Origin of the sequence: Streptomyces niger, from assembly GCF_000718305.1 — a bacterium.
GTDB lineage: Bacteria > Actinomycetota > Actinomycetes > Streptomycetales > Streptomycetaceae > Streptomyces > Streptomyces niger.
In genome coordinates this window covers 83,671-100,010 of sequence record NZ_JOFQ01000016.1, presented here as the reverse complement: position 1 = coordinate 100,010, position 16,340 = coordinate 83,671, and the positions used below count along the sequence as shown (strand labels likewise).

The 16,340-nt window shown below is 70.3% G+C and carries 10 protein-coding genes and 1 pseudogene; 10 read left to right on the top strand and 1 reads right to left on the bottom strand.

Annotated features, from left to right (window positions below):
- The first annotated feature begins 22 nt into the window (after positions 1-22).
- The 8 genes from IF20_RS27385 to IF20_RS27350 all read left to right on the top strand — a co-directional run bounded on the left by IF20_RS27385 (position 23) and on the right by IF20_RS27350 (position 13,338).
- Complete coding sequence (locus IF20_RS27385; RefSeq protein WP_052868020.1) at positions 23-4,849, top strand: non-ribosomal peptide synthetase; 4,827 nt, start codon at positions 23-25, stop codon at positions 4,847-4,849.
- 16 nt (positions 4,850-4,865) lie between these two features.
- Positions 4,866-6,074, top strand: coding sequence for an MFS transporter (locus IF20_RS27380; protein WP_199896763.1), 1,209 nt, complete (start codon positions 4,866-4,868; stop codon positions 6,072-6,074).
- Between the two features lie 34 nt (positions 6,075-6,108).
- Entirely contained in the window at positions 6,109-6,315 is a 207-nt protein-coding gene (locus IF20_RS27375) for an MbtH family protein (protein ID WP_052868018.1), read from the top strand.
- Complete coding sequence (locus IF20_RS27370; RefSeq protein WP_234426841.1) at positions 6,264-8,075, top strand: non-ribosomal peptide synthetase; 1,812 nt, start codon at positions 6,264-6,266, stop codon at positions 8,073-8,075. The genes IF20_RS27375 and IF20_RS27370 overlap by 52 nt, the downstream gene beginning before the upstream one ends.
- Positions 8,072-9,313: a cytochrome P450 gene (locus tag IF20_RS27365; protein ID WP_052868016.1), complete on the top strand. Its 1,242-nt coding sequence runs from the start codon at positions 8,072-8,074 to the stop codon at positions 9,311-9,313. The genes IF20_RS27370 and IF20_RS27365 overlap by 4 nt, the downstream gene beginning before the upstream one ends.
- The gene (locus tag IF20_RS27360) at positions 9,310-10,047 is read left to right on the top strand and encodes a thioesterase II family protein (RefSeq protein ID WP_052868015.1); all 738 of its coding nucleotides are present in this window, start codon (positions 9,310-9,312) and stop codon (positions 10,045-10,047) included. Before IF20_RS27365 ends, IF20_RS27360 begins: the two co-directional genes overlap by 4 nt.
- 73 nt (positions 10,048-10,120) lie before the next feature.
- Positions 10,121-10,777, top strand: a complete 657-nt coding sequence (locus tag IF20_RS27355; protein WP_052868014.1) for a hypothetical protein — start codon at positions 10,121-10,123, stop codon at positions 10,775-10,777.
- Positions 10,774-13,338 (top strand): amino acid adenylation domain-containing protein, encoded by a 2,565-nt coding sequence (locus tag IF20_RS27350; RefSeq protein WP_052868013.1) that lies wholly within the window; start codon positions 10,774-10,776, stop codon positions 13,336-13,338. The genes IF20_RS27355 and IF20_RS27350 overlap by 4 nt, the downstream gene beginning before the upstream one ends.
- On the opposite strand, the pseudogene IF20_RS27345 reads toward IF20_RS27350, so the two are convergent.
- A pseudogene (locus IF20_RS27345) lies at positions 13,304-13,774 on the bottom strand (lipoate--protein ligase family protein); the annotation flags it as partial. The gene IF20_RS27350 and the pseudogene IF20_RS27345 sit on opposite strands and share 35 nt — an antisense overlap.
- Positions 13,775-14,312: 538 nt before the next feature.
- On the opposite strand from IF20_RS27345, the gene IF20_RS27340 reads away from it, so the two are divergent.
- A complete protein-coding gene (locus IF20_RS27340; protein ID WP_052868012.1) occupies positions 14,313-14,516 on the top strand; it encodes a cold-shock protein in 204 nt (67 codons plus the stop codon).
- Between the two features lie 346 nt (positions 14,517-14,862).
- Positions 14,863-16,338 carry a DEAD/DEAH box helicase gene (locus IF20_RS27335; RefSeq protein WP_052868011.1) on the top strand — a complete coding sequence of 492 codons (1,476 nt, stop codon included), beginning with the start codon at positions 14,863-14,865 and terminating at the stop codon, positions 16,336-16,338.
- Positions 16,339-16,340 lie beyond the last annotated feature (2 nt).

Sequence of the window (16,340 nt, the reverse complement as noted above, 5' to 3'; positions counted from 1 at the left end):
CTCCACGAGGGAGCGATCGGGAATGGACCCGAGAACCGATCTCGTCCGGTCGATATTCGCCGAGCTCCTCGGTCTCCCTGCGGTGGCTCCGGACGACGACTTCTTCGAACTGGGCGGCCAGTCGCTGCTGGCCTCCCGCGTTCTCGGCCGGTTGCGTGCCGCCTTCGGGGTCGACGTCACCGCGCGAGAGTTCTTTTCTTCGCCGACTCCGATCGGTCTGACGGGCAAGCTCGACTCGTACCGGACGACCCGTCCGCCCGTCGAACCGAAACGGCAGCCAGCGCAGATCCCGTTGTCGTACGCGCAGCAACGCCTGTGGTTCCTCAACCAGGTCGCCGGTGGCGGGGCCGGCTACAACATCCCGGTGGCGCTGTGGCTGTCGGGCGAGCTGGACCGCGACGCACTCCGGCACGCGGTGCGTGACGTGATCTCCCGGCACGAATCGCTCCGGGCGATCTTCCCGGCCGAGTCGGACACGCCGCGACAGAAGGTCCTGGAGGTGCCTGACCTGGAGACCGTCATGCCGGTGGTCCACGTCGAGCCCGGCGAGGCGGCAGCGGCGGTCCGGCGGCGTGCGGCCGAGGGCTTCGACCTGACCGTCGACGTCCCACTGCGGGCGTGCCTGTTCGTCCTCGGACCGAGGGAGCACGTGCTCCTGCTGTCGTTCCACCACATCGCGGTCGACGGCTGGTCGTTCGCGCCGTTGCGGCACGACCTGTCCGCCGCCTACCGTTCCCGGCTGGCCGGTGAAGCTCCGACGTGGCCGGACCTGCCCGTGCAATACACCGACTACGCCCAGTGGCAGCGGGAGTTCGCCGACAACGACACCGACGGCATGCTGGCCGAGCAGCTGGGTTACTGGCTGACGACGCTCGAAGACCTGCCTGCGCAGATCGCCTTGCCCGTCGACCGCTCCCGTTCCGCCACCACCAGCTACCGCGGCGGACGAGTGCCCTTCCACCTCGACGCGGAACTGCACCAGCGGCTCACCGAGCTCGGCCGGGAGCACCAGGCGACGTTGTTCATGCTCCTGCATGCGGGCCTCGGTGCTTTGCTGACCCGGCTCGGCGCGGGCACCGACCTGCCGATCGGTGCACCGGCCGCCGGGCGCACGGACGCGGCGCTCGACGACCTCATCGGTTTCTTCGTCAACACGCTGGTGCTGCGCACCGACACCTCTGGCGAGCCGACCTTCCGCGAGTTGGTCGAGCGCGTCCGGGCGACCGATCTTGCCGCGTACGACGCGCAGGACGTGCCGTTCGAGCACGTGGTCGAGGCGCTCAACCCGGTCCGTTCGCTCGGCATGAACCCGCTTTTCCAGGTGATGCTCGCGGTGCAGACGCACGTCGATCCCGCGCTCGACGCGCCCGGCGTCGTGTCCCGGTTCGACCCCGTCGACATCGGGATGTCCCGGTTCGAACTGTTCTTCTCGCTCCAGGAACGGCGGTCCGCCGACGGCACGCCGTGCGGGATCGACGGAACGGTCGAGTACTCCGCCGACCTGTACGACCAGGGCACCGTAGAGGCCATGGTCGAGCAGTTCTGCCAGGTGCTGGCGCAGGCCGTCGCCGATCCGGACCGGCCGGTGCTGCGGGGGGAACTGCTGTCCGCAGCCGGCAGGCACCGGGTGCTGACGGAGTGGAACGACTCCGCCCGGCCCCTTCCGGCTGCCGACCTGGTGACGTTGCTCGATGACCAGGCCGCGCGGACGCCGTCGGCGATCGCCGCCGTCACGGACACGACCAGCGTCACGTACGCGGAACTGCACGCCAGGGCCAACCGAATGGCCAGGGAGCTGATCAGCCGGGGAGCGGGCCAGGAGCGGGTTGTCGCGGTGCTGCTGGAGCGGTCCGTGGACCTCCTGGTCGCGCTGCTGGCCACGGTCAAGGCCGGTGCGGTCTACCTGCCGATGGATCCGGAGTACCCCGACGAACGGCTCGGTTTCCTGATCGATGATGCCGCGCCGGTGGTCGTGGTGACCCACCGCGAGCACGCGCACCGGGTGCCCGGCGCGCTGGTCGTCGACTCCCCCGGCGACATGACGCGGATCGAGCGGCACCCGGCGACGGCACTCACCGAGGACGAATGCCGCACCGGCGACCCCGCCGCCGCGGCCTACCTGATCTACACCTCCGGCTCGACCGGCGCGCCCAAGGGCGTGGTCATGCCGGCCGCCGGCCTGCTCAACATGGTGTGCTGGCAGGCGGACCGCGATACGGGGAGCTCCAGCGGCGTCATCGCGCAGCTGGCGAGCGTGGGGTTCGACGTGTCCCTGGAGGAAACCCTGCCGGCTCTGGTCAGCGGTGGCACGATCGCGATTCCCGAACCGGATGTGCGCACCGATCCGGTACGACTGGTGCACTGGATGGACCGGCACCGGGTGACCATGGTCATCGCGCCGACACTGATGATCGACAGCATCTGCTCGGCCGCTGTCGCCGAGGGCCTCGAACTGCCCGCGTTCACCGACGTCGCGCAGGCAGGGTCGCCCCTGATGCTGAGCGATGACATGCGTTCGCTGCTGAGCAGCGGTCCCGCGGAGCGCAGGCTGCTCAACTACTACGGCCCGACCGAGACGCACGCCGCGACCATGCTCGTCCAGTCCGGTCAGGTGGCCGCCGAGGGGCGTTCCCCGGCCGTTCCGATCGGCCGTCCGGTGTGGAACCAGCGGATCTACCTGCTGGACGGGGAGTCGCGGCCGGTCCCGCCGGGAGTGGTCGGCGAGATCTTCATCGCCGGTGCGGGCGTCGCCCGCGGCTATCTGGCCAAGCCGGGACTCACCGCGGAGCGGTTCCTGCCCGATCCGTTCGCGGGCACCGGTGAGCGGATGTACCGCACCGGCGACCTGGCGAGGTGGGCCGGCGACGGCACCCTGGTCTTCGTCGGCCGCGCCGACCACCAGGTCAAGATCCGGGGTTACCGGGTCGAGCCGGGAGAGGTCGAGGCGACTCTGCTCAAGCACCCCGACGTGGCACGTGCGGTCGTGACCGCGGTCGAGCAGGCGCCGGGGGACGTCCGGCTGGTGGCCTACGCGGTGGGGGTGGACGGCACCCGGCTCGTACCGGCGCGGCTGCGGCGGTACGTCGCCGACACCCTTCCTGCGTTCATGGTCCCGGCGTCGTTCGTCGTGCTGGACCGGATGCCGATGACCGCCAACGGCAAAGTGGATGTCGCGGCACTGCCGGCACCACAGTGGACGGTCAGCGGCCGCGCCCCGCGCACGCCGCAGGAAGAGATCCTGTGTCGGCTGGTCGCCGACGTGCTGAAGATCGCCGAGGTCGGGGTCGACGACGACTTCTTCGAGCTCGGTGGTCACTCGTTGCAGGTCGCCAGGGTGGCGAGCCGGGTGCGTTCGGTGCTGGGCGTGGACCTGCCGGTGCGAGTGATCTTCGAACGGCAGACCGTTGCAGGCATCGCCAACGCCATCGACGACCTGGCGCCGAGCAGGCCGTCCGCCAGAGTCATGCACCGCCCGGAGCGGGTGCCGTTGTCCTTCGCGCAGCGCCGGCTGTGGTTCGTCGAGCAGCTGGAGACGTCGGCGGGCCACGGTTCCGCCTACCACCTCCCGTCGGCGTTCTCGCTGACCGGTGAGCTGGACGTGGCCGCACTGCGCGCGGCGATCGGTGACGTGATGACCCGGCACGAAAGCCTGCGTACCACGTTCCCGGTGTCCGGCGACGAGCCGTGGCAGCACGTCCTCGACCCCGGGGGCCCTGCGCTGACCGTGGTGGACTCCTCGGAGTCCGAAATCACCGACGCGATGACCGCTGAAGTGGAGCGCCGGTTCGATCTCGCCGGCGCGCCACCGATGCGGGCCGTGCTCTTCCGGCTCGGCCCCAACCGGCATGTGCTGCTGCTCTGCCTCCACCACATCGCCACCGACTACTGGTCGATGCAGCCGCTGCTGCGGGACCTGTCCACCGCCTACACGGCCCGGCGTGCGGGCAACGCACCGGACTGGGCGCCGTTGCCGGTCCAGTACGCGGATTACACGCTGTGGCAGCGGGAGATCCTCGGCGCGGACGGCGGGGCCGCCACGAACGAGCTGGCGTACTGGACCGAGCAACTGGCCGGTACTCCCGAGCAGTTGGAGCTGCCGCTGGACCGGCCGCGGCCGGCTGTGCGCGGTCATCAGGGCGAGACCGTGCACTTCGAACTGGACGCCGACCTGCACGCCGGTCTCGCGCGATTCGCCGGCGCCGGCCGTGCCAGCCTGTTCATGGCACTGCAGACGGCACTGGCCGGTCTGCTCACCCGGATCGGCGCGGGCCACGACATCCCGATCGGCGCGCCGATCGCCGGGCGCAACGACGACGCGCTCGACGACCTGGTCGGCTTCTTCGTCAACACTCTGGTCCTGCGCACCGACACCAGCGGCAACCCGACGTTCCGCACCTTGCTGGCGCGGGTGCGCGAGACCAACCTGGCCGCGTACGCCAACCAGGACGTGCCGTTCGAGCGGCTGGTCGAGGCGCTCAGGCCGACCCGCTCGCTGAGCCACAACCCGCTGTTCCAGGTGACGCTCACACTGCAGAGCGCGGGCGAGGCCACGCTCGACCTCCCCGGCGTCGCGGTGACCAGGCGGCAGGTCGACGTGCAGACCGCCAAGTTCGACCTGTCGTTCTCGTTCACCGAACGACGCGGCGCCGACGGCAGTCCGGAAGGCATGGCAGGGCTGGTCGAGTTCGCCGGTGACGTCTTCGACCGGGAGACGGTCGTCGCGCTGACCGAGCGACTGGTCCAGGTGATGCGTGCCGCGGTGGCCGATCCGGCGGCCCGGCTCGACACGGCCGATGTGTTGCTGCCCAGCGAGCGCGAAGCGCTGCTCAGCGGCGCGATGCCCATCTGAGTTGAGGAGGCTCCCCGTGCAGGGCACTGTCAGTGCACCGGTGGACGCGCCGGTCAAGCGGCTGCGGATCCATCCGGTCTGGTTGCGGTGGCTGGCCGCGGCGTCGCTGGCCAGGCTGCCGCAGACCGCGCTTCCGGTCGCGTTGGTACTCACCGCGCACGAGGCGACCGGGTCGTTCGTGGGCAGCGGACTGCTCAGCGGCGCGAGTGCGATGACGTACGCGCTGTGCGCCCCGTGGCGCGGCCGGCAGATGGACCGGGCCGTGCTGCCCCACGCTCTTGGGTGGTCGCTGCTCGCGGCGACCGCCGGGCTCGTCGCCACGTCGATCGCGGCGGTCGCGGGCGCTCCCTTGTGGCTGCTGCTGGTGTTCGTCGTCCTGGCCGCGTGCGCCGGCTCCGGGGTGGGCGGGGCTTACCGGTCGGTCCTGCCCCACTTCCTCCACCCCACCCAGCTCACCCAGGCCTATGCGGTCGACGCGGTCGCGGTGCAGGTGGCCTGGATCGGTGGCCCGGCGCTCGCGGCCGTGGTGGCCGCCGCGATCGGACCGCAGGCATGCGTCGGCGTCGTGGCCGCGGTGACGGCCGGGGGCGCCCTGCTCAGCTGGACGCTGCCGCGGAGGGAGCCGGGCAGCCCGACGCGGCAGCACGCCTCGGTGCGCGCGCTGCTCGGATGGCTGTGGGCGCCGCTCGTGCTCAACGCGGGGATCGGGATCAACCTCGGCGCGCTCGACGTGGCGCTGCCGGCCTTGATGACCGATCACGGCGAGGCCGCGACGAACGGCGGCCTGGTGCTCGCCGGCCTCTTCGCCACGAGTGCGATCAGCGGTGCGGTCTATGCCGCACTGCCCTCGACGAACCCCTTGCGGAAGGTGAAGACCCACACGGTGGCGTGCGTGCTGATGGCCGCGTACGGCGTCGTCATGGCGAGCGCTGTCGGAGCACCTCAGTTGTGGGTTTCCGTCGCCTGTCTCCTGGTTGCCGGGCTGGCCTTCGCACCGGGCGACAGCGCGGTCATCCTGCTGGTCTCCGAACAGGCTCCGCCGGAGCGGTTGGCGGAGGCCTACGGATACTTCTCCGCCATCGGTTACGTGGGCATAGCGCTCGCCAGCCCGGTGACCGGTTGGTTCGTGACGCGATTCGGCGCCGGGGCGGGTCTGCTCCTGGCGGGACTGGCACCCCTGGTCGCGGTCGTGGTGGTGATGACGACTCGCGGCCCGCGGAAGTAGAGAACGTTTTGTCGACGAAATGCGGAGGTCGATCATGGTGGACATCGACGAAAAGGTCGATTACATCGTCGTGCTCAACGGTGAGGAACAGTACTCGATTCTGCTGGCCGACCGGGAAATTCCGGCAGGCTGGGTCGCCGAGGGATTCCGCGGACCCCGGCAGGAATGCCTGGACCACATCGACGTCGTGTGGACCGACATGAGGCCGCTGAGTGTCCGCAGGCGCATGGAAGGGAATTAGCGATGCTGTACGAACGCGTCGTCCGGCAGGCCCTTCGGAATCCTTCGGCTCCCGCGGTCACGTGCGACGGCGAGACGCTGACCTACGAACAGCTCGTTCGCCGGGCAGACGGGCTGTCGGACGTCCTGACGACGGCCGGCGTCCGGCGGGGCGATGTCGTCGGTGTCCTGATGCGACGGTCCACCGACATGATCACGGCGCTGCTGGCGATCCTGCGTGCCGGTGCCGCCTACGTCGGGGTCGACCCCGACGACCCGCCACAGCGGCGCAACGACCTGCTGACGGACGCCGGCGTGGAGTTCGTCGTGGCGGACGACCCGCTGCGCGAGGGCGTTCCCGGCCGGTTCACCACGCTCTCGCCGTCGGCCGTCAGCCGGTCCTCCGGCGCCGCGGTGAGCACCACCGGGGACGACCTCGCCTACGTCAGCTTCACGTCCGGCTCGACCGGGCGGCCGAAGGGCGTGATGGTCCCGCACCGCGCGGTCCTCCGGCTGATCACGGACATGAACTGGATGGACGTACGCCGCGACGACGTGTTCCTCCAGGCGGCTCCACTGGCGTTCGACGCCTCCACCTTCGAGATCTGGGCACCGTTGGCCCACGGCTGCCACCTCGTGATGGCGCCGTCCGGCCGGTTGACCTTGGAGGGAGTGGCGGAGACCGTACGTGAGCACGGCGTGACGGTGCTGTGGCTGACGGCCGGCCTGTTCCACGAGATGGTCGCGCACGACATCGGTGCGTTCGCCGGCGTGCGTCACCTCGTCGCGGGCGGCGACGTGATCCAGCCGGGTCCGGTCGGGCGGCTGCTCGCGGCGCATCCCGGCATCACGTTCACCAACGGATACGGTCCGACCGAGAACACGACCTTCACCACGACCTGGACGACCAGCGCCGCTGCCGGGGACGGCCTCGACACGATCCCGATCGGCACGCCCGTCAACGGCACTCGGATCGCGGTGCTGGACGCCGAACTGCAGCCGGTCGAGGCAGGCGCCTGCGGCGAGCTGTACGTGTCGGGAGCCGGGCTTGCCCGCGGATATCTCGGTCAGCCGGGCGCCACGGCCGACCGGTTCCTCCCCGACCCGTTCTCGAGTGAGCCAGGGGCGAGGATGTACCGCACCGGCGACATCGTCCGGCTGCGGCCCGACGGCGCCTGCGAGTTCGTCGGCCGGGTCGACGACCAGGTCAAGATCCTCGGTCACCGGGTCGAGCCGGGCGCGGTCGAAACCGCGTTGCACCGCCTGCCGGGGGTCAGCCGAACCGCCGTCGTGGTGCGGACCGCCGCCGACGGCGCGAAACGACTGGTGGCCTACGTCGTACCGGAGGACGTGCCACCGCCGCACTGGGGCGAGCGCCTACGCGAACAGTTGCGCGCGACCCTGCCGGCGCCGTTGATCCCGTGGGCCGTCCTGGTACGGGACACCTTGCCGCTGACCAGCAACGGGAAGACCGACCGTGAGGCACTTCCGGTGCCCGACCTGACAGCACGCAACGTGCCGAACGAGTTCGTCGCGCCGCGGACCGACGTCGAGCACCGGCTGGCCGGGCTGTGGGAAGGCGTGCTCGGTGTGGAGCCGATCGGCGCCGACGACGACTTCTTCGACCTCGGCGGCCATTCGCTGAACGCCACGGAACTGCTCGGCGCGGTGCGGGCGGAATTCGGTGTCACGATTCCGGCGCGCGTCCTCTACCTGCAGCCGACCCTCAGCGAGCTCGGCGAGCAGCTGGAAACCGCCATGCGGAGCGGAGCGCAGCGATGACCGTTGCCGTAGAGGCGGGCCGGTGCCCGATGCACGCCACCCCGGAGATCGACCTGTTCGAGTCGGGCACGTTCGCCACCGCGGACATCCACGCCGTCTGGCGCACCCTGCGACGGGAGGCGCCGGTCAGCTGGCATCCGGTCGGCGACGACGGGTTCTGGTCCGTGACCCGGTACGACGACGTACAACACGTGCTGCGCGATCACGGCACGTTCACCTCCGAGCAGGGATCGCTGCTCACCCTCCTCGGCAAGGGCGACCCGGCCGGCGGCAGGCAGATGGCGGTCACCGACCCGCCGCGGCACGCGAGGCTGCGGGAACCGTTGCAGCGCGCCCTGTCGGTCAAGGAGGTGGAGCGCGACCTGCCGCGTATCCGGTCCCTGATCCGCGAACTGCTGGCCCCCATGAAGGACGGCGGCGTGTTCGACTTCGCCGCGGCCATGGCGGCCATGCCGATGGCGGTCATCGGTTCGTGGATGCGGCTGCCCCGGTCGGACTGGCCCGAGCTGACCCGGCTGACGGCCGCGTCCATCGCTCCGGACGACCCGGCCTACGTCGGCCCGGGCGGCCCGGGGAGGACACTCGTCAGAGCGCACCGCGAGCTGTTCGCCTACTTCCAGGACGTGGTCGCGGAGCGGCACGCCGCCCCCGGCGACGACCTGATCGGCGTGCTGCTGGGTATGCGTATCGACGGGGCGAGGCTCACGCCGAGTGAGATCGTGTCCAACTGCTACAGCCTGCTGCTCGGCGCCAACGTGACCACCGCCCAGCCGCCGAGCGCCGCATTGCTCGAGCTCGCCGGGACCGACGCGCTGGCCGACTGGGCGGCCCATCCGGACCTGCTGGTGAGCGGGGTGGAGGAAGCGTTGCGCTGGTCTTCACCCGCGCAGCACTTCATGCGCTACGCCAGACGGGACGTGCAGATCCGTGACGTCAGGGTGCGCGCGGGCGACGCGGTCGTCGCGTGGCTGGGTTCGGCCAACCGGGACGAGGCCGTGTTCTCGCGGTCCGACACGTTCGACATCCGCAGGCGCCCCAACAAGCATCTCGCCTTCGGCGTCGGCCCGCACTACTGCGTCGGGCACACCGTCGCCAGGGTCGCGCTGCGTGCCCTGTTCCACGAGCTGCTGACCGGCTTCGCCGACATCGAGGTCGTCGGCGAACCCGTGCGGCTGCGGTCGAACTTCATTGCGGGACATACCAGTCTGCCGGTGACGGCACGAGGAGTACGGCCATGACGAACGGATCGGCTGTTCCCCAGCGCAGGTGGCTGCCCCGGCCGCTGCAGGAGACTCCGTCGCGGATCTTCTGCCTGCCCTACTCGGGCGCGGGTGCCTCCATGTTCGGCCGGTGGCCGGACGCCGCGGGCGATACCGGTCTCTGCCCGGTGCAGTTGCCGGGCCGGGAGAGCCGGCTGCGGGAACCGCACTTCGGGACCTATGAACAGCTCGCGGAGGACTTGGTCGAGGCGCTGCTGCCCGCCATGGACCGTCCCTTCGGACTGTTCGGGCACTGCAGTTCCGCGCTGATCGCGTTCGAGATCGCCGCCGTGCTGCACCGCGAGGGGTTGCCGATGCCACGGCGGTTGTTCTGCTCCTCCCAGGTCGCGCCGCACGAAGGTCCCTACGGCAGCTACTTGACGATGACCGACGAACAACTCCGCGCGGAACTGATCGCGCTGAGTGACAGCGAGCTCGACGACAGCGTCCTGGACGTCGTCACCGAGGTGCTGAGAGCGGACGTCGAGGCCAACAAGGCCTACAGGCCGGCCGAGCCGGTGCTGCTGGACACCGCGATCACCACGATCGGCTGGTCGGCCGACCACGAGGTCGCTCCCGAGCGCATGGCCGGGTGGGACCAGTACTCCAAGAGGGTCCACCGGGTGGTGCTGCCGGGCGTGCACCACACGTTCCTCGACGCCCCGGCCGCGCTGCTGACGCAGTTCGCCGACGGAATGGCCTCGGATGACTGAGGCGCGGACCTGCCGGATCCCTGGGACCCACAACGGCCCATCCGGCAGCGCGAACGGTGGATACGCGTGCGGGATGTTCGCCAGGGCCGCCGTCGACGTGGTCGGGACGACCGCGGTGGTCCAGTTGCACGCGGCCCCGCCGCTCGACACCGAGCTGACCGTCCACCCACACCGCGGGCGAGCGCTCGTCTGGCACGAGGACGAGCTCGTCGCGACGGTCTCCGCCGCGGTGCACGACCAGCCGGCGGTGGCGCCGTTCGTCACCGTCGCCGCCGCGGAACGAGCCAGCGCCTCCTTCGCGGGGGAGACGGCGCACCCGTTCCCGCAGTGCGTGGTGTGCGGCACCGCCAGGACCGACCCGGCTGCACTGCATCTGACTCCTGGGAGTGTGGACGGTTTTCCGGGTGTCGTCGCGTGCACCTGGACCCCTGGCGGCCCGGACCTCGACACCGTGTGGGCCGTGCTGGACTGCCCCGGCGGCTGGGCCCTCGACCAGAGCGGCTCTCCTTACGTGCTCGGCAGGATGTCCGCGCGCGTCCACCTGGTCCCACCGCCCGGCGAGCCCACGATCGTCGTGGCCCAGCACATCGCGACCGTCGGACGGACCGCGCGCGTGACCAGCGCGCTGTTCGGTCCTGACGGCACCGAGTTCGGCCGGGCGCAGGCCACCTGGGTCCGGCTCAGTGCGTCTGCTCATCCGGCGCCGAGGAAAAGGGAGTGTCTTCGATGACGAATGCCAACCTGATCGACCTGTTCGAGGAGCAGGCGCGCCGACGCCCGGACGCTGTCGCGGTGGTGTGCGGCGAACTGTCACTGTCCTATCGGGAGCTCGACAGCCGGGCGAACCGGCTGGCCCACCTGCTGGCCGGGTCCGGCGCCCGCCCCGGCGCGTTCGTCGGGGTGTGCCTGCCGAGGTCCTTGGACCTGCCGGTGGCGCTGCTCGCCGTGTTGAAGACCGGCGCGGCCTATCTGCCGCTGGACCCGAGCTATCCCGAGGAACGGGTCGCGTGGATGATGCAGGACGCGGACCCGGTCGTGGTCGTCGGCACCTCGGAGGTGCTCCCGGCCGGGGACGCCGTGCTCCTGCTGGACGATCCGGCCGTGGCGGCCCGGCTGGCGGACACCCGGGACGTCGCTCCGCCGGTCGTGCGGGATCCCGGCGACGCCGCCTACATGATCTACACCTCCGGGTCGACGGGACGGCCGAAGGGAGTCGTCGTCGCGCACGCCAACGTCTTGGCGTTGTTCGCCGCCACCTGCGACCTGTTCGACTTCCGCGAGGACGATGTCTGGACGCTGCTCCACTCCTACGCGTTCGACTTCTCGGTCTGGGAGCTGTGGGGCGCGCTCCTCCACGGCGGCACGCTGGTGGTGGTTCCGGTCGACACCGCCCGGTCCGCGCCGGACTTCCTGCGGCTGCTGGCCGACCAGCGGGTCACCGTCCTCAACCAGACCCCGTCGGTGTTCTACGAGTTGATGCGGTCCGATGCCGAGGACCCGGCCACCTCGGGCCAGTTGGCCCTGCGCTATGTGATCTTCGGCGGCGAGGCGCTCGACCTGGCGAAACTGAAGGAGTGGTACGAGCGGCACGACCCGGGCAAGCCCGAGCTGGTGAACATGTACGGCATCACCGAGACCACCGTGCTCAGCACCCACGCCGCCCTCGACCGGGACCGGACGGCCACGACCGGCCTGATCGGCCAGCCGCTGCCCGGCGTCCGATGCTACGTCCTGGACGAGGGGATGAACCTGGTACCACCCGGTGTGGTGGGCGAGCTGTACGTGGGCGGCGTGGGCGTGGGGTGGGGCTACTGGGGCCGTGGAGGGCTGACGGCCGACCGGTTCGTGCCGGATCCCTTCGGCGGGGCCGGTGAGCGGCTGTACCGGACCGGCGACCTCGTGCGCTGGGGACGCTGGGGCCTGGAGTACTCGGGGCGGCTGGACGACCAGGTGAAGATCCGGGGGTTCCGGATCGAGCTGGGCGAGGTCGAGTCGGTGCTGGCCCGGTGCCCCGGTGTGGCGGATGCGGTGGTCGTCGCCGGTGCGAACGGCCGGGGCGAGCCCTGCCTGGTCGGGCATGTCACGCCGGCCAGGACGGCCGGTGCGGTGAACCCGTCTCAACTGGGCGCCGTCGCACGGGCGTTCACCTCCCGCTACCTGCCCGCCCACATGGTGCCGGCGGTGGTCATGGTCTCCGCCGAGTTCCCGTTGTCGCCCACCGGCAAGGTCGACCGGCGGGCGCTTCCCGCCCCGGCGTTCGACGCGTCGGACAGTCGCCCCCGCTCGCCGGTGGAGGCCGTGTTGTGCACGCTGTTCGCAGACGCGCTCGGCATCGACGACGTCGGTCCGGACGACGGGTTCTTCGACCTCGGCGGGCACTCGCTGGTGGCGACGAGGCTGGTGCGCCGGGTGCGGGCCGCGCTGGGAGTGGAACTGGGAGTCAGCGCCGTGTTCGAGGCACCGACACCGGCCGCGCTCGCGCGGCTGATCGCGGGGCGGAGCACGGGGGGCGGGGCGCTCGACGTACTGCTCGAGCTGCGCGGGCACGGCAGCCGGCCACCGCTGTTCTGCATGCATCCGTCCAGCGGGATGAGCTGGTCCTACGCCGCTCTGCTGCACCACCTCGACCCGGAGACGCCGCTGTACGGACTGCAGGCACCGGGCTTGAGCGGCGACACCGACCTGCCGCAGACCATCGAGCAGTTGGCGGCGGACTATCTGGGCCGCATCCGTACGGTGCAACCGAGCGGACCGTACCGGCTGCTCGGCTGGTCGTTCGGCGGTTTGGTGGCCCAGGCGATGGCAGCCCAACTCGAGCGGGAAGGGGAGCAGGTGGCGCTGCTGGCCATTCTGGACGTGACGCCGGTGGCCGAGGAGACCGAGGGCACGCGGGCGGAGGACCTCGCCGACGACGCGTTCGACGAGGCACTCGCTGAGGAGATCGGCAACGTCAGCCTGCCGGAGGAGACCATCGCCCGGATCACCGCCACCGTCGAGCACAGCGGCCGGCTGCGTGACCGCTTCACTCCCGGCCGGTTCGGCGGCGATCTGCTGCTGTGCACCGCCGGACCCAAGGCACTGGCCGAGCTCTGGCGCCCGTACATCGGCGGCCGCATCACGACCCACGAGATCGCCACCACCCACCTCCGGATGATGCGCTCCCCGGCGTTGGCCCAGATCGGTCCCGTCCTGGCGGCCGCGCTCGCCGACGGGGACCGTGCTCAAGAGGGAGTTGTGCGGGGTGTGGGAAGCCGTTCTACGGCACTCGCGTCGTCCACTCCGCCGAGCTGAACTTGGTGGTGGCCAGCTCGCGGGCGCGGGTGAACTCCTGGGCCGTCACCGTGGCGTCCGTGCCGCCGTAGCGGGTGCGGAAGGAGGTGATCATGCGGTCGATGACCTGGGCGCGGGGGAGGCCGGTCCGGCGTCGTAGTGGGTCGACGCGCTTCTTGGCGCTGGTGGTGCCCTTGTCGGAGAGCTTTTCCTTGCCGATGCGGAGTACCTCGACCATTTTGCCCGCGTCGATGTCGTAGGACATCGTCACGTGGTGCAGTACGGCGCCGGAGCCGGCGACGATGCGCTTCTGGGCCGCGCCGGCGATCTTCCCGGCGTCCGTCGCGATGTCGTTGAGCGGCTTGTACCAGGCGTTGATGCCCATGTCGCCGAGGGCCGCGAGGACCCAGTCGTCGAGGTAGGCGTAGCTCTCGGCGAAGGTCAGCCCGTGGACGAGCGGTGTGGTGATCAGGGGCGAGTGCGGTGTTCCCTCGCTGCCGTCGACAGCGACAGCCTCGTCCGTCGCCCGGTTGTGCCTGGGAGCTCCGCCCGCTCGGATCCCACGCCCTGCCGCCTGGACCGACTCATGCAGTGCCCGTACTCGCCCCACCCAGTAGCAGAGTCCTGGTCAGGGCGTCGAAGGCTTGCGGACCGAGGTGAGTATCCGCGCTGAACGTGCTCGCCGCTCTTCCCGAAACATTGCGCTTCGGAGAATCAATATCTGTGCCCGCGGGATGAGAGTTTGGCGGGCCGCGCGGAGAGGGTTTTTATACCAATGGACGGGATGGAATTATTCGACGTACGCAGGCCGTTGCGGCGTGCTACTGTCGGTCTCGGTTGCAGTTGTGGTTCCCAAACTTCAAGCCCCTCTGGTCGGATTCTGTGCCGCTGGAAGGGCTTTTGTATTCCGGTCTTTTCCGGTCGGGGTAATCATCGCGGCGACATGGGGTCCGCGCAGCGCGGACCCCGGTGCACTGCCCCAAAGGAGAGATGACATGGCTGCTGGTACTGTGAAGTGGTTCAATGCGGAAAAGGGCTTCGGCTTCATCGAGCAGGAGGGTGGCGGCGCTGACGTGTTCGCCCACTACTCGAACATCGCCGCCCAGGGTTTCCGTGAGCTGCTCGAAGGCCAGAAGGTGAGCTTCGACATCGCACAGGGCCAGAAGGGCCCGATGGCCGAGAACATCGTTCCCGCCTGACGCTGAACGCGACTTTGCAGCTGGGGCCCGCATCTTTCGGGGTGCGGGCCCCAGCTGCAAGCTTCTCCCGCGTCAAGTTCACCGGCGGGATGCCTCATCGAGGTTCGCCTTCCCGCCGTGCACGGGTCCTCGTTCAGGGTTGCAGACGTACCCGTTCAGAGTTGCACGCAGACAGCGCCTCGAACCCCGTGGACATTCCGTGTCCCCAAGTCGACGGCTGCGCCGCACGGCGTCCCTGCCGGACGCTTCAGCTTTTCGCATTCAATTCGGCTCATTCTTGCGATTCTGCATGCTGCTCATTGCTGCGGGAATTCCTTGATATGTGTCGCATCGAGGAAGGTTCCGTATGAACCGCACACGCACGAATGACCGCTTCGCACGCACTCGTGACGGCAGTGCCGGATCCAGTAAGGGCAGGAGCCGATTCGGCTCGTCAGCTCCGCGCCGTTCCGGTGGTCCCCGCAGCCGGCCCGTCGCACCCCAGGGTGAATTCGCGCTCCCCAAGACGATCACGCCGGCGCTTCCGGCCGCGGAGCACTTCGCCGATCTCGGCATGCCCGAGCAACTGCTGGCCGCGCTCGGCTCGGAGGGCGTGACCGTACCGTTCCCGATCCAGGGCGCGACGCTCCCGAACTCCCTTGCGGGCCGCGACGTACTGGGCCGCGGGCGTACGGGTTCGGGCAAGACGCTCGCCTTCGGGCTGGCTCTGCTGGCCCGCACGGCCGGACAGCGCGCCGAGCCCCGCCGGCCGCTGGGCCTGGTCCTGGTACCGACGCGTGAGCTGGCACAGCAGGTGACGGACGCGCTGGCCCCGTACGCCCGCTCGGTGAAGCTGCGGTTGGCCACGGTCGTCGGCGGGATGCCGATCGGTAAGCAGGCCCGTGCGCTGAACGCCGGCGCAGAGGTCGTCGTCGCGACCCCCGGACGGTTGAAAGACCTGATCGAGCGGGGCGACTGCCTGCTCAGCCAGGTGAACATCACGGTGCTGGACGAGGCCGACCAGATGGCCGACATGGGCTTCATGCCGCAGGTCACCGCGCTGCTCGACCAGGTACGCCCCGATGGCCAGCGCATGCTGTTCTCCGCGACCCTGGACCGCAACGTCGATCTGCTGGTCCGCCGCTACCTGACCGACCCCGTGGTGCACTCCGTCGACCCGTCGGCCGGTGCGGTCACGACAATGGAGCACCACGTACTGCATGTCCACGGCGCTGACAAGCACACGGCCACCACGGAGATCGCCGCCCGCGACGGCCGGGTGATCATGTTCCTGGACACCAAGCACGCCGTCGACCGCCTCACCGGGCATCTGCTGAACAGCGGGGTACGCGCCGCCGCTCTGCATGGCGGAAAGTCGCAGTCCCAGCGCACGCGCACATTGGAGCACTTCAAGACCGGCCACGTGACCGTGCTCGTCGCCACGAACGTCGCGGCACGCGGCATTCACGTCGACAACCTCGACCTGGTCGTCAACGTCGACCCGCCGGCCGACCACAAGGACTACCTGCACCGCGGCGGGCGCACCGCCCGCGCCGGTGAGTCCGGCAGCGTCGTCACACTGGTCACCCCGAATCAGCGTCGCGGCATGAGCCGCCTCATGGCGGCCGCGGGTATCACCCCGCAGACCACGCCAATTCACTCCGGCGGAGCAGCGCTGAGCCGCATCACCGGCGCCCAGGCCCCCTCCGGCGTCCCGGTCGTCATCACCGCACCGGTAGCCGAACGCACCAAGCGCAGAGCTGCCTCTCGCGGCCGACGCCGGCCTGCTTCGGCACCCCGGCGCGCGCCGGCGACGTCTGCCGCCACCGGAGCGGCGGCCTAGAA

Coding starts and splice junctions, on each gene's coding strand:
- IF20_RS27385 (WP_052868020.1), top strand. CDS start 23: ATGGACCCGAGAACCGATCTCGTCCGGTCGATATTCGCCGAGCTCCTC.
- IF20_RS27375 (WP_052868018.1), top strand. CDS start 6,109: ATGGTGGACATCGACGAAAAGGTCGATTACATCGTCGTGCTCAACGGT.
- IF20_RS27365 (WP_052868016.1), top strand. CDS start 8,072: ATGACCGTTGCCGTAGAGGCGGGCCGGTGCCCGATGCACGCCACCCCG.
- IF20_RS27360 (WP_052868015.1), top strand. CDS start 9,310: ATGACGAACGGATCGGCTGTTCCCCAGCGCAGGTGGCTGCCCCGGCCG.
- IF20_RS27355 (WP_052868014.1), top strand. CDS start 10,121: ATGTTCGCCAGGGCCGCCGTCGACGTGGTCGGGACGACCGCGGTGGTC.
- IF20_RS27350 (WP_052868013.1), top strand. CDS start 10,774: ATGACGAATGCCAACCTGATCGACCTGTTCGAGGAGCAGGCGCGCCGA.
- IF20_RS27340 (WP_052868012.1), top strand. CDS start 14,313: ATGGCTGCTGGTACTGTGAAGTGGTTCAATGCGGAAAAGGGCTTCGGC.
- IF20_RS27335 (WP_052868011.1), top strand. CDS start 14,863: ATGAACCGCACACGCACGAATGACCGCTTCGCACGCACTCGTGACGGC.